Annotated in this window: 11 protein-coding genes and 1 riboswitch; of the genes, 7 read left to right on the top strand and 4 right to left on the bottom strand. The window is 74.2% G+C overall.

Annotated elements, in window-relative coordinates:
• Positions 1 to 257: 257 nt before the first annotated feature.
• From ACFVS6_RS31065 to ACFVS6_RS31055, 3 genes are all read right to left on the bottom strand, one after another.
• Positions 258 to 788: a hypothetical protein gene (locus ACFVS6_RS31065; RefSeq protein WP_389709060.1), complete on the bottom strand. Its 531-nt coding sequence runs from the start codon at positions 786 to 788 to the stop codon at positions 258 to 260.
• Between the two features lie 358 nt (positions 789 to 1,146).
• On the bottom strand, positions 1,147 to 1,398 hold the full coding sequence (locus tag ACFVS6_RS31060) for a ferredoxin (RefSeq protein ID WP_389709058.1): 252 nt from the start codon (positions 1,396 to 1,398) through the stop codon (positions 1,147 to 1,149).
• Positions 1,398 to 2,873, bottom strand: a complete 1,476-nt coding sequence (locus tag ACFVS6_RS31055) for an aldehyde dehydrogenase (protein ID WP_389709056.1) — start codon at positions 2,871 to 2,873, stop codon at positions 1,398 to 1,400. Before ACFVS6_RS31055 ends, ACFVS6_RS31060 begins: the two co-directional genes overlap by 1 nt.
• A 172-nt stretch (positions 2,874 to 3,045) precedes the next feature.
• Here ACFVS6_RS31055 and ACFVS6_RS31050 point away from each other — a divergent pair, with 172 nt between their 5' ends.
• From ACFVS6_RS31050 to ACFVS6_RS31020, 7 genes are all read left to right on the top strand, one after another.
• Positions 3,046 to 4,179, top strand: a complete 1,134-nt coding sequence (locus ACFVS6_RS31050) for an MBL fold metallo-hydrolase (RefSeq protein ID WP_389709054.1) — start codon at positions 3,046 to 3,048, stop codon at positions 4,177 to 4,179.
• Between the two features lie 239 nt (positions 4,180 to 4,418).
• A riboswitch (cobalamin riboswitch) is annotated at positions 4,419 to 4,487 on the top strand.
• 129 nt (positions 4,488 to 4,616) lie between these two features.
• Positions 4,617 to 5,864: a prenyltransferase/squalene oxidase repeat-containing protein gene (locus ACFVS6_RS31045; protein ID WP_389709052.1), complete on the top strand. Its 1,248-nt coding sequence runs from the start codon at positions 4,617 to 4,619 to the stop codon at positions 5,862 to 5,864.
• Complete coding sequence (locus ACFVS6_RS31040; protein ID WP_389709050.1) at positions 5,861 to 6,574, top strand: SCO2322 family protein; 714 nt, start codon at positions 5,861 to 5,863, stop codon at positions 6,572 to 6,574. The genes ACFVS6_RS31045 and ACFVS6_RS31040 overlap by 4 nt, the downstream gene beginning before the upstream one ends.
• Positions 6,571 to 7,791, top strand: a complete 1,221-nt coding sequence (locus ACFVS6_RS31035) for an energy-coupling factor transporter transmembrane component T (RefSeq protein ID WP_389709048.1) — start codon at positions 6,571 to 6,573, stop codon at positions 7,789 to 7,791. Before ACFVS6_RS31040 ends, ACFVS6_RS31035 begins: the two co-directional genes overlap by 4 nt.
• Positions 7,788 to 9,701, top strand: a complete 1,914-nt coding sequence (locus ACFVS6_RS31030) for an ABC transporter ATP-binding protein (protein WP_389709046.1) — start codon at positions 7,788 to 7,790, stop codon at positions 9,699 to 9,701. The genes ACFVS6_RS31035 and ACFVS6_RS31030 overlap by 4 nt, the downstream gene beginning before the upstream one ends.
• A 98-nt stretch (positions 9,702 to 9,799) precedes the next feature.
• A complete protein-coding gene (locus tag ACFVS6_RS31025; protein ID WP_389709074.1) occupies positions 9,800 to 10,612 on the top strand; it encodes an ECF transporter S component in 813 nt (270 codons plus the stop codon).
• Between the two features lie 334 nt (positions 10,613 to 10,946).
• The gene (locus tag ACFVS6_RS31020; protein ID WP_389709044.1) at positions 10,947 to 11,351 is read left to right on the top strand and encodes a transglycosylase SLT domain-containing protein; all 405 of its coding nucleotides are present in this window, start codon (positions 10,947 to 10,949) and stop codon (positions 11,349 to 11,351) included.
• A gap of 145 nt (positions 11,352 to 11,496) precedes the next feature.
• Here ACFVS6_RS31020 and ACFVS6_RS31015 read toward each other — a convergent pair whose 3' ends face one another.
• Positions 11,497 to 12,081 (bottom strand): exonuclease, encoded by a 585-nt coding sequence (locus ACFVS6_RS31015; protein WP_389709042.1) that lies wholly within the window; start codon positions 12,079 to 12,081, stop codon positions 11,497 to 11,499.
• Positions 12,082 to 12,087: the final 6 nt, after the last annotated feature.

The raw sequence follows: 12,087 nt of genomic DNA, 5'->3' as shown, positions 1-12,087 counted from the left end.
GCCGAAGGCCATCGCGAAGCGACGCGACGACGAAGGAGGAGCGCCCTTGAGGGACCGGCCCGCCACGGGGAGACGATGAGACCGGCGGGAACCCCCCAAACCCTCCCTGACCCGGACCAGCAGGACCCCGCCCCTTACCCCCCGGCCGACGCACCACCCCCGCCCACCACCGACCGCTCCACCACCGACCCCCGCAGCCCCGTTACCCGCCCCCGTCGCCCCGCCCCGCCACCCACCACCCGCCACCACCTCCCCCCTCACCCGTCGTGGTGCGGCTCGCGGGTGGCTTCGTCGCGGCGGAAGGCTTCGTCGCAGGTCGGGGTGGAGCGGGTCGCCCTGAGGGCGAGGAGGTCCATGAGGCCGCTGTTCGAGAGCTCCAGGGTCCATGTCCCGCTGGTCAGCCGGGTCGCCGGGACCGGTCCCCCGCGTCGCCCCGTGACCCTCCATCCGCGTTCCGCCAGGGCGGCTTCGAGGGCGGCGAGGTGGGCTTCGTCGGCGGGGCCGGTGCCGGTCCAGTCCGCCACGCAGTCGGCGATGGCCCCGTCGGTCGGGGGCATCGAGGTGTCCCGGGGCAGGCCGACGGCGGCGGTGGCGGCTGCGAGTTCCGCCATGACCTTGCCGTGGGCGGGGTCCGGGCCCGTGCGGGAGGGGGCGTCGGGGTCGGCGGGTACCGGGGTGAAGTCCAACGGGTCGGGGGCCGAGGAGTCCATCGGGCCCATCAGGGAGCCGAGGCCCCCGAGCCCTCCGACGGCTCCCACCGCGACGGCGCCGAGGCCCAGGCAAGCCACGACCCCGCACCCGGCCACCGCGACGGCCGTCCTCCACCGCCGGCCCCTAAGAACCCGCGCGCTCCCACCCACACCGCTCAACGGGCCACCGCCCGCACCACCCGGCAGACGACGCACGCCCCCACCAGCGCCGCTCGACGCATCTCCGCCCGCACCACCCGGCAATCGACGCAGGCCCCCACCAGCACCGTCCCCACGAGCGTCGTCCCCACCGGCGTCGCCCGCGACGCTTCCCGCGTTCCCGCGCGTGCCGTTCATCCTGGTCCCGCTCCCACCCTCGGGCGGCACGCGTGCGCGGTGTCGCCGGACGTCACCGCGTCCGGCGGCACCGCGCAGGCTAGCTCCCGGGCGCGGTGGGCTACTCCTCGGGTGGGAAGACGGGTTCGCCCGTAGCGGCCAGGGTGATGAGGATGGCTTCCACGGGGCAGCCCTCGGCCGCCGTGAGGGTGGGTTCGTTGGCGTCCGTTTCCGGGGTGCGGGGGTGGGACTGCCGGGCCGTGTCGAGGGAGAAGCCGTCGGGGGCGTGGTTGACGCACATGCCCGAGCCGATGCAGACGCCCCGGTCGACCTCGACCTGCCAGCGGTCTCCCGTCCGGCTCAGGTCTCCCATCAGGCTCCCGTCCCGTCGGCGGGGGCGTAGCCCGCCGGGAGGTGGATCATCTTGTGCTCCAGGTACTCGCCCAGTCCCTCCGGGCCGAACTCGCGGCCCACGCCGCTGTTCTTGTAGCCGCCGAAGGGGCCGAGCATGTCGAGGCTGAAGGTGTTCACGTTGAAGGTGCCGGTGCGGATGCGGCGGCCGAAGTCGATGCCGTGCTCGGTGTCGGCGGTCCAGACGCTGCCGCTCAGGCCGAATTCGGAGTCGTTGGCGATCCTCGCGGCCTCCGCCTCGTCGCCGTAGGGGATCAGGCAGACGACCGGGCCGAAGATCTCCTCGCGGGCGATCCGCATCGAGTTGTCGACGTCGCCGAAGAGGGTGGGCTCCACGTACCAGCCGCGTTCCAGGCCCGCCGGGCGGCCGCCGCCGGTGAGGACCTTCGCGCCCTCCTCCTGGCCGATCCGGATGTAGTCCAGGGAGCGTTGCTGCTGGCGTTGGGCGACGAGCGGGCCGAGTTGGGTCGCCGGGTCCAGCGGGTCGCCGACGACGAGGGCTCCGGCCGCCGCGGCCAGCGCGTCGGCGATCTCGTCGTAGCGGGCGCGCGGGGCGAGGACGCGGGTCTGGGCGACGCAGGCCTGGCCGTTGTTCATCCAGGCGGCCGGGACGATCCCGGCGATGGTGGTCTCCAGGTCGGCGTCGGGCAGGATCACGGCGGCGGACTTGCCGCCCAGTTCCAGGGTGACCCGGGTGAGGTTGCGCGCGGCGACCTCCATCACGCGGCGGCCGGCCGCGACGGAGCCGGTGAAGGCGACCTTGTCGATGCCGGGGTGGCCGACGAGGTACTCGCTGACCTCGCGGTCCGCGGGCAGGATCGACAGGACCCCCTCGGGGAGCCCGGCCTCGCGGGCGATGTCGGCCAGGATGTAGGAGTCGAGCGGTGCTTCCGGGGAGGGCTTGAGGATCACCGTCGAGCCGGTGAGCAGCGCGGGCGCGAGCTTGGCGGCGGCCACGAACTGGGGGACGTTCCAGGGGATGACGGCGGCGACGACCCCGACGGGTTCGCGGCGCACGAGGATGGGGCCGAGTACGCCCTGGCGGTGTTCCTCGTAGGGGAAGGCGCGGGCGACGGTGATGGCGGCGTCGTAGACCATCATCGGGCCGAGTGCCTGGGCGAGGATGCTCCAGGAGTAGGGGGAGCCGTTCTGGGAGCTGATGGAGCGGGCGATCTCCTCGTGGCGGACGGCGATGGCGTCCTTGATGCGGGTGACGACGGCGATCCGTTCGTCGAGGGTCATGCGGGGCCAGGGGCCTTCGTCGAAGGCCTTGCGGGCGACGGCGACGGCGCGGTCGACGTCGGCGCGGGAGGCGTGGGGGACGCTGCCGATGACCTGCTCGGTGTGGGGGGAGACGACGCGCAGGGTGTCGGTGCCCAGCGGGTCGGTCCATTCGCCGCCGATGAACAGTTGTCCGTGTTCCACGAGCTCGGTCATGGCTGAGGCCTCCTGGGGCTTGGCGTTCCAGAACTGATACCAGTTCTAGTTAGAGGAGTCCACGGCCCGGACCGAACAGAAGAGAAGATCCAACGACTGGTCAGGAAGCCCCGATGATGGTCGACTTGGGCTACTACTGGAACAAGTTCTCGCCAGCGGACAGGGGAGCCTCATGTCGCAGGACACCTCAAGGGACACGTCGGGGGAAACCCCCGGGGCCACGTCGGGTGACACGCCGGGGGCCGCCTCGGGGGTCACCTCCGGGAACGACGCGCAGGTGACCGACCACGGCGGGGGCGTCCGGGGCATCAAGGTCCCGATCCCCGACAATCCGCTGGGGCACACCCTCGTCCACGTCGTCGACACCGACCGGGGTCCCGTCCTCGTCGACACCGGCTGGGACGACCCCGCCTCCTGGGACGCCCTGACCGCCGGGCTCGGTGCGCTCGGACTCGCCGTGGCCGACGTGCACGGCGTGGTCATCACCCACCACCACCCCGACCACCACGGCCTGTCCGGGCAGGTGCGGGAGGCCTCGGGCGCCTGGATCGCGATGCACGCGGCCGACACCGAGGTGGTCGTGCGGACCCGCTCCGCGGAGCCCGGCGTCTGGTTCGACTACATGAGCGAGAAGCTGGCCGCCGCCGGCGCCCCCGAGGAGCACGTCGCCCCGCTGCGCGCCGCCCGCGCGAGCGGCCGGCTGCGTACGCTGCCCGGGTTGCGGGCCGCCGTTCCCGACCGGGAGATCGTCCCCGGCGAGCTGCTGCCCCTGCCCGGACGCCGACTGCGGGCGATCTGGACCCCCGGGCACACCCCCGGCCACGTCTGCCTCCACCTGGAGGAGGAACATCCGGCGAACCTCCCCGGCAACGGCCGGCTCTTCTCCGGCGACCACCTGCTGCCCGGCATCTCCCCGCACATCGGCCTCTACGAGGACCCCTCCGACGAGCGGGTCACCGACCCCCTCGGCGACTACCTCGACTCCCTCGAACGCATCGCCCGACTGGGCCCCGCCGAGGTGCTCCCCGCACACCAGCACGCCTTCACCGACGCTCCCGGTCGCGTCCGGGAGCTCCTCGACCACCACGAGGAACGGCTGACCGGACTGTGGCGGCTGCTCGCCGAGCCGCTGACCCCGTGGGCGCTTGCCGTGCGGATGGAGTGGAACCGGCCCTGGGAGCAGATTCCGTACGGGTCCCGCAACATCGCGGTCTCGGAAGCGGAGGCGCACCTGCGGCGGCTGGTCAAGCAGGGCCGGGCGGAGGCGGTACCGGGCACGGACCCGGTCACGTACCGGGCGGTGTGAGCCACCCGAACCGGGTATGCACCGGGCGGTGCGACCCACCCGAACCCGGTCACGCACCGGGCCGGGGGAAGCCCCCGAACCCGGTCACGCACCGGGCCGTGTGAGCGGCGCGGTCCGGCCCCGTCGGTCCGGGGTCCCGCCGCCCGCGGGGCACCGCCCCCGCCACCGGGCGGGCGGTGCCCCCGGGCCCGGCGGTTACGGGCCGGTAGAGTGAAGGCGTCGTCCACATCTCCGTACGGGGGGAAGCCGGTGCGAATCCGGCGCTGACCCGCAACCGTGACCCGCCCGCGCGGGAAGCCGGAATGCCCCGTACCGGAGGTGCGCGGCTCGTGCCGCCGGGTCCTCCGGCGGCCGGCACCGTCGAGGTAAACGGAGCCGGAGCCCGGTACCCGCGTGTGCCTGTCTCCGTTCCCCAGTACGAGAGGCACCCGCCCCCCATGAACGTCCGCCGCAGCGCCGCCGCGCTCGCCGCCTCCGCCGTGCTCTGTGTGGGTGCCGCCCCCGCAGCCCTCGCCGACACCGCGCCGCCGTCCCCGTCGGCGCCCCCCGTCATCCCGTCGGGCCTGTTCGGCAAGGCCGACCCGACGTACGACGGTGTGTGGCGCCAGTCCATCGCGCTGCTCGCCCAGCGGACGGCCGGCGCCGAGCCGTCCCCCGAGGCCGTGCGGTGGCTCGTCGCCCAGCAGTGCGCGGACGGCGGCTTCGCCTCCTTCCGCGCCGACGCCGCCAAGGCCTGCGACGCGACGACCGTGCTCGACACGAACGCCACCGCCGTGGCCGTGCAGGCGCTGAAGACCCTCGGCGGCCAGGACGCCACGGTGAAGAAGGCCGTGGACTGGCTGAAGTCCGTCCAGAACGAGGACGGCGGCTGGAGCTACGTGCCCGGCTCCCCCAGCGAGGGCAGCTCCACCTCCCTCGTGATCAGCTCGCTGGCCGTCGCGGGCGAGAAGCCGGCCGACGTCAAGTCGAAGGCCGGCAAGTCCGCCTACGACGGGCTGCTCTCCTTCCAGCTGGGCTGCGCCACCGAGCCGGCCGCCGACCGGGGCGCCTTCGGGTACCAGCCGGCCGACGGCAAGCTCGCCGCGAACGCCGACGCCACGGCCGCCGCAGCGCTGGCCGGACTCGGCAAGGGCATCGTCGTCGAGCCCGCCGCCACGGACACCCCCGCCGCCGCACTGGCCTGCCCGACCGGCGCCACGGACCCGGCCGGCGCAGCCCAGGGCGCGGCCGGCTACCTCGCCGAGGCCCTCAAGAAGGACGGCCGGCTGACGGCCGTCACCCCGGGCGCCGACCAGCCGACCCCCGACACCGGCAACACCGCCGACGCCGTGATCGCCCTGGCCGCGGCCGGGCACCGGCAGTCGGCCGCGGGCGCGCTGGAGTGGCTCAAGGGCAACTCCGCCGAGTGGTCCAAGGGCAACCCGGCCGCACTCGCCACCCTGATCCTCGCCGCGCACGCCACGGGCACCGACCCGAAGTCCTTCGGCGGCACCGACCTGGTGTCGGCGCTGAACGCCACCGGCCCGGCGCCGCAGGCGTCGAAGACCGAGGCCACGAAGGTCGAGACCAAGGACGACGAGGACTCCGGCAACCAGAACATCTGGTGGATCGTCGGTGCGGGCGCCGCGGCCGGCATGGGCATCGGCATCCTGCTGAGCGGTCGCCGCAAGAAGAACCAGCTGTGAGCCGCCGCCGTCCGCCGGCGCTCGCCGGCGTGGTCCTGGGTGTCCTCGGCCTGGTCCTCACCCTGTTCGCCGCCTCCCCGGCCGTGGCGGCGAGCTACCGCTACTGGTCGTTCTGGGACGGCGCGGACGCCCGGTGGGCCTACGCCACCCAGGGCCCGTCGACGGCCCGCCCGGCGGACGGCGCCGTGATCGGCTTCCGCTTCTCCGTGAGCAAGGACGCGGCCGCCGAGGCCGCGCAGCCCCGCGCGGCCGCCGACTTCGAGGCCGTCTGCGCGGACACCGCTCCGGCCGCCGGGAAGAAGCGGGTGGCGCTGGTCATCGACTTCGGCGTGCCCGAGGACGCCCCCGCCGGTGAAAGCCTCCCGCAGGACGGACCGCGCACCGCCTGCGCCCAGGTGGCCCCGGCGGCCACGGCCGCGGAGGCGCTGGCCGAGGTCGCGAAGCCGCTGCGCTACAACGGCGCGGCCATGCTGTGCGGGATCTCCGGCTACCCCCGGGCGGGCTGCGGCGAGCCCGTCGCCGACTCCGGGTCCGGTTCGACGGCGCCCGCGCCGCCGACGGCTTCCGGTGGTCCGGCCGAGCGGACCCCGCCCCCGGCGGCCACCTCCGCGCAGGACTCCGGTCCCTCCGTGGGCCTGATCGCGGGCATCGCGGCCATCGCCGCCCTGGCGGTGGCCGGCGTCTGGCAGTCCCGCCGCCGCAGGCGATGACGGGCCGCCCGGACGCACCCGCCCCCCACGGCCCCGCGGCCGACGACGCTCCCCCGGTCCGGCCCGGTGCCGGGTCGCGGGTGGGTGGGCCGCGCGGGGCCTCGTACGAGAAGGGCGGGCTCCTGCGGGCTCCCGAGGCCGGCCGGGGGAACGCCCTGCACGCGGGCGCCTGGTGGTTGTGGGCCCTCGGGCTCGCGACCGCCGCCTCCCGGACCACGAACCCGCTGCTGCTCGGGATGATCGTCGGCGTCGCCGGGTACGTCGTCGCCGCACGCCGCACCGACGCTCCCTGGGCCCGCTCCTACGGGGCGTTCGTCAAGCTCGGCCTGTTCGTCATCGGCCTGCGCCTGGTCTTCTCCATGCTGCTCGGCTCCCCCATCCCCGGGGCGCACCTCCTGTTCACCCTGCCGGAGGTGCCGCTGCCCGCCTGGGCGCAGGGCATCCGGTTCGGCGGGCGGGTCACCGCCGAGCAGTTGGTGTTCGCCTTCTACGACGGCGCGAAGCTGGCGACGCTGCTGATCTGCGTCGGCGCCGCGAACGCGCTCGCCAATCCGGCGCGGCTGCTGAAGTCGCTGCCGGCCGCGCTGTACGAGGCGGGCGTCGCCGTGGTCGTCGCGATGACGTTCGCGCCGAACATGGTCGCCGACGTGGTCCGGCTGCGGACCGCCCGCCGGTTGCGCGGACGCCCCACCGGCGGGGTGCGGGCCGTCCTCCAGATCGGCCTGCCGGTGCTGGAGGGCGCGCTGGAGCGGTCGGTGGCCGTCGCCGCCTCGATGGACGCGCGCGGCTACGGCCGTACCGCGCAGGTCCCGCCGGCCGTCCGGCACACCACCAACGTGCTCACGCTGGGCGGGCTGCTCGGCATGTGCGCGGGCACGTACGGCCTGCTGGCCGCCGAGGGCGCCGCGTACGGGCTGCCCGTGCTGGGCATCGGCCTGGTCCTGGCCCTCGCCGGGCTGCGGCTCGGTGGCCGCCGCAGCATCCGCACCCGCTACCGGCCGGACCGGTGGGGGGTGCGGGCCTGGCTCGTCGCCGGTTCGGGGGCGGCCGTCGCGGCCCTGCTGATCCACGCGGGCTCGGTCGATCCGGAGGGCCTGCGGCCGGGGGTGGTGCCGCTGGTGTGGCCGACGCTCCCGCTGTGGCCCGCCGCGGCGGTCCTGATCGGCCTGCTCCCCGCCTTCGTGGCACCCGTACCGTCCAAGGAGTCCTCCCGGTGATCCGCTTCGAGCAGGTGTCGGTGACGTACGAGGGTGCGGTGCGGCCGTGTCTGCGGGACGCCGACTTCGTCGTCCCGGAGGGCGAGCTGACGCTCCTGGTCGGCCCGTCGGGCGTCGGCAAGTCGACCCTGTTGGGCGCGGTGTCGGGGCTGGTCCCGCACTTCACGGGCGGGCGACTGGCCGGGCGGGTGACGGTCGCGGGCCGTGACACGCGGACCCACAAGCCGCGCGAGCTGGCGGACGTGGTGGGCACGGTCGGGCAGGACCCCCTCGCGCACTTCGTCACGGACGTGGTGGAGGACGAGCTGGCGTACGGGATGGAGTCGCTGGGGCTGCCACCCGCCGTGATGCGGCGCCGGGTGGAGGAAACCCTCGACCTGTTGGGCCTCAACGAACTCCGTGACCGTCCCATCGCCACGCTCTCCGGCGGCCAGCAGCAGCGGGTCGCCATCGGCTCGGTCCTGACGCCGCACCCGCGGGTCCTGGTCCTGGACGAGCCGACGTCGGCGCTGGACCCGGCGGCGGCGGAGGAGGTCCTGGCCGTCCTGCAACGCCTGGTCCACGACCTGGGGACCACCGTACTGATGGCGGAACACCGCCTGGAGCGGGTGGTCCAGTACGCCGACCGCGTGCTGCTGCTCCCGTCGCCGGGCGCGGCCCCCGTGCTCGGCACCCCGGCGGAGATCATGGCCGTCTCCCCCGTCCATCCGCCCGTGGTCGCCCTGGGCCGCCTCGCCGGCTGGTCCCCGCTCCCCCTGTCGGTCCGCGACGCCCGCCGGCTGGCCCCACCCCTGCGGACCCGGCTGGCCGCTGCGGACGCCACCGCCGACGCGGCTCCCGGCCTGCCGGTCCCGGGCGTGACCGGTGCGGGTGCTCCCGATACGGCCCGGGCCGTCGATGGGCACGGTGCGGTCGGCGCTCCCCACGCGGTCGAGGCTTCCGGCGTCGGACGGTTGTTGGGCCGGCTGCGACGACGGGGCCGCCCTGGTACGGCTTCGGCTTCGGCTTCGGCTTCGGCTTCGGCTTCGGCTTCGGCTTCGGCTTCGGCTTCGGCTTTCGACGGTACGGGCGTCGCCGGGGGCGGGCCGGCAGCGGTCGTCGGCGGGCTCGGTGTCCGGCGCGGACGGGTCGAGGTGCTGCGTGACGTCACCCTGACCGTCGCACCCGGCGAGACCGTCGCCCTCATGGGCCGCAACGGCGCCGGCAAGTCGACCCTGCTCGCGGCCCTCGTCGGCACGCTGCCCCCGTCCTCCGGCTCCGTCACGGTCGGCGGCCTGGCCCCGCACCGCACCCCGCCGGGCCAAATGGTGCGGCGGGTGGGACTCGTACCGCAGGAGCCGCGCGACCTCCTCTACGCGGACACCGTCGCCGCCGAATGCGCGGCCGCCGACGGTGACGCCGGAGCCGCGCCGGGAACCTGCCGCGGTCTGGTGAGCGCCCTGCTGCCCGACGTGCCCGACGACACCCACCCGCGGGACCTGTCCGAGGGGCAGCGCCTGACCCTCGCGCTGGCCCTGGTCCTCACGGGCCGTCCCGCCCTGCTCCTGCTGGACGAACCCACCCGGGGCCTGGACTACGCCGCGAAGGCCCGGCTGGTCGGGCTGCTGCGGGAGCTGGCCGGCCGTGGCCACGCCATCGTGCTGGCCACCCACGACGTCGAACTCGCCGCCGATCTCGCCCACCGGGTCGTGATCCTGGCGGGCGGCGAGGTCGTCGCGGACGGCCCGACCGCCGAGGTCGTGGTGTCCTCCCCCGCGTTCGCCCCGCAGGTGGCGAAGATCCTGGCCCCCGGCCACTGGCTCACCGTCGCACAGGTCTCGGCGGCCCTGAACGCGGACGCCCTGGACGCGGTTGCCATGGACGCGGACGCCCTGGAGACGCCCCCGCAGGACGGGGAGGGCACGCCGTGACCGGCTCCGCTCCGACGCCTCCGACCACGAAACGTTCCACCTCGAACCGCCCCGCCTCGAACCGTCCCGTTCGCGTCGGCCCCCGCGCCGCCGCCGCGCTGGTTCTCGTCACCCTCATCGGCATCGCCGCCTTCGGCTGGCCCCTGCTCGCGGACCGCCAGTCCGGACTGGCGCACTCGCAGGACGCCCCCTGGCTCTTCGCCGCCCTGCTCCCGCTCCTGGTGGCCGTCGTCGTCGCGACCATCGCCGACCAGGGCATGGACGCCAAGGCCGTCGCGATGCTGGGCGTCCTGGCCGCCGTCGGGGCGGCGCTCAGACCGTTGGGCGCGGGCACGGCCGGGCTGGAGCCCATGTTCTTCCTGATGGTGCTCAGCGGCCGGGTGCTCGGCCCCGGCTTCGGCTTCGTACTGGGGTCCGTCACGATGTTCGCGTCCGCCCTGCTCACGGGCGGGGTGGGGCCGTGGATGCCGTTCCAGATGCTGGCCCTGGGCTGGTTCTCGTTGGGCGCCGGGCTGCTGCCCGGTGCCGTGCGGATCAGGGGGCGGGCCGAGCTGGCGATGCTCGCGGCCTACGGGTTCCTCGGCTCGTTCGCGTACGGCACGATCATGAACCTCCAGGGCTGGGTAATCCTGCAGGGAATGGGCCAGGGCATCTCGTTCCGTCCCGGGGATCCCGTCGCGGAGAACCTCGCGCGCTTCGTCGCGTACTGCCTGGCGACCTCGGTGGGCTGGGACCTGGGCCGGGCCGTACTGACCGTCGTCCTCACCCTCACCCTGGGCGCCACGCTGCTGAAGGCCATGCGGCGGGCCACACGAAAAGCAGCCTTCGACCCGCCCATCTCCTTCGAAACCGGTGCAATCAAGACATCCGATCGGGCTCCTCGAAGGGATACGGGTCGCGACACGGAGTGAGATTCGGGGGCCCGCGGGGTGACCCGCCCCATAGGACCCACGTCACACACGAACGGCGATAGTAGCCCCCGGGCGGCCCGAACGACCCCCGTGAAACCGACTCCCACCTGCATCGATGCCAACGGCAGCCGAGGGGGGTCGCTGGTCCCCACCTGCGACGGCGGCTAGTAATCGGGCTCGTTGCCAGGTCGGTGGGGCGTCGGTAGAACTGGATGAGTCGCCGGGCGGCCCGGGTGCTTCACCCGCCGCCGACGAACCCCTCTCCACCGCGTGAGTGGCTCACGCACGCCTTCGGTGTGCGGCGACCGCCCTGTCCCCTTCGAAAGGTGCATCCGTGTCCCACACCGTCATCCGCCGCATCGCCGCCTCGAAGAAGGCCCTCGCGGGCACCGTCGTCGCCCTCGGCGTCGCCGGCTCCATGCTCGCCACGGTCCCCGCCCAGGCGGCACCGATGAGCGCCAAGGCGGTCGCCCAGCAGATGATCAAGGACCCGGCACAGTTCGCGGCGTTCAACAACATCGTCTCGCGTGAGAGCGGCTGGAACCACACCGCGACGAACTCCTCCTCGGGCGCCTACGGCCTGGTCCAGGCCCTCCCGGCGTCGAAGATGTCCTCGGCCGGCTCCGACTGGAAGACCAACCCCGCCACCCAGATCAAGTGGGGCCTGGACTACATGAACTCCCGCTACGGCAGCCCCGTCGGCGCCTGGAACTTCTGGCAGACCCACCACTGGTACTGAGCCACCGGCGGACCCCGAAACACACGCCCACGCACAGACGCACGCACGCTCGGCCGGAACCCCGGCTGGGCGTTTTTGCGTATCCGGACCTTCACCGAACCCGTACCACCGTCCGCGGCTGCCGTCCGCCGTCCGCCCGGGTGCGTCAGCCTTCCCAGCGCATGAGGTTCTGGAACAGCTCGCCCTGCTCGATCGCGTCGTCCAACGCGTTGTGCGTGTGGGGGCGCGTGGACAGCAGGTGACTCGGCATCGACCGCTTCGTCGCGTCGCGCAGCGGCACGTCGGCCTTCGCCGCGTACAGCGTCTTGAGGTCCATGCAGCGGGAGTGCCCGAACGGGGAACCGGCCTCGGCGAACCGCATGAAGTACCAGTACATCCACATCCAGTCGTAGCCCAGCGGGTAGGCGACGAACACGGGAGTCGCGGAGAGCTCCTCGGACACGGCCGCGAGCCAGGCCGCCGCCGCGTTCATGGCCTCGGCCGGATCCCGGCCCTCCAGCGCCAGCTTGTCCCGGTCCAGGCCACTGACCGCCATGGCCTCGGGGTCGAAGTCGTCACCGATCGGCTTCAGCTCGGCGTAGAAGGTCCGCTCGGCCGGATCGACCGCCCGGAACCCGCCCCCGTCCCGAACCCCCGCGACGGCCAGCCCGAAGCTCGACATCGAGTACGGCCCGGGCACGGGCCCGTCCGCCTCCACGTCGGCCGACACGTAGAACTCTGCTTTCGCCATGACCTC

It is taken from the genome of Streptomyces sp. NPDC057939 (assembly GCF_042887545.1).
GTDB lineage: Bacteria > Actinomycetota > Actinomycetes > Streptomycetales > Streptomycetaceae > Streptomyces.
The sequence above is the reverse complement of the archived record's forward strand: the minus strand, read 5'-3'. Positions and strand labels throughout refer to the sequence as shown.

Bases quoted from the DNA above. Each gene is read 5' to 3' on its own strand.
- ACFVS6_RS31060 (WP_389709058.1), bottom strand. From the start codon at position 1,398: ATGGGAGACCTGAGCCGGACGGGAGACCGCTGGCAGGTCGAGGTCGAC.
- ACFVS6_RS31055 (WP_389709056.1), bottom strand. From the start codon at position 2,873: ATGACCGAGCTCGTGGAACACGGACAACTGTTCATCGGCGGCGAATGG.
- ACFVS6_RS31050 (WP_389709054.1), top strand. From the start codon at position 3,046: ATGTCGCAGGACACCTCAAGGGACACGTCGGGGGAAACCCCCGGGGCC.
- ACFVS6_RS31045 (WP_389709052.1), top strand. From the start codon at position 4,617: ATGAACGTCCGCCGCAGCGCCGCCGCGCTCGCCGCCTCCGCCGTGCTC.
- ACFVS6_RS31035 (WP_389709048.1), top strand. From the start codon at position 6,571: ATGACGGGCCGCCCGGACGCACCCGCCCCCCACGGCCCCGCGGCCGAC.
- ACFVS6_RS31015 (WP_389709042.1), bottom strand. From the start codon at position 12,081: ATGGCGAAAGCAGAGTTCTACGTGTCGGCCGACGTGGAGGCGGACGGG.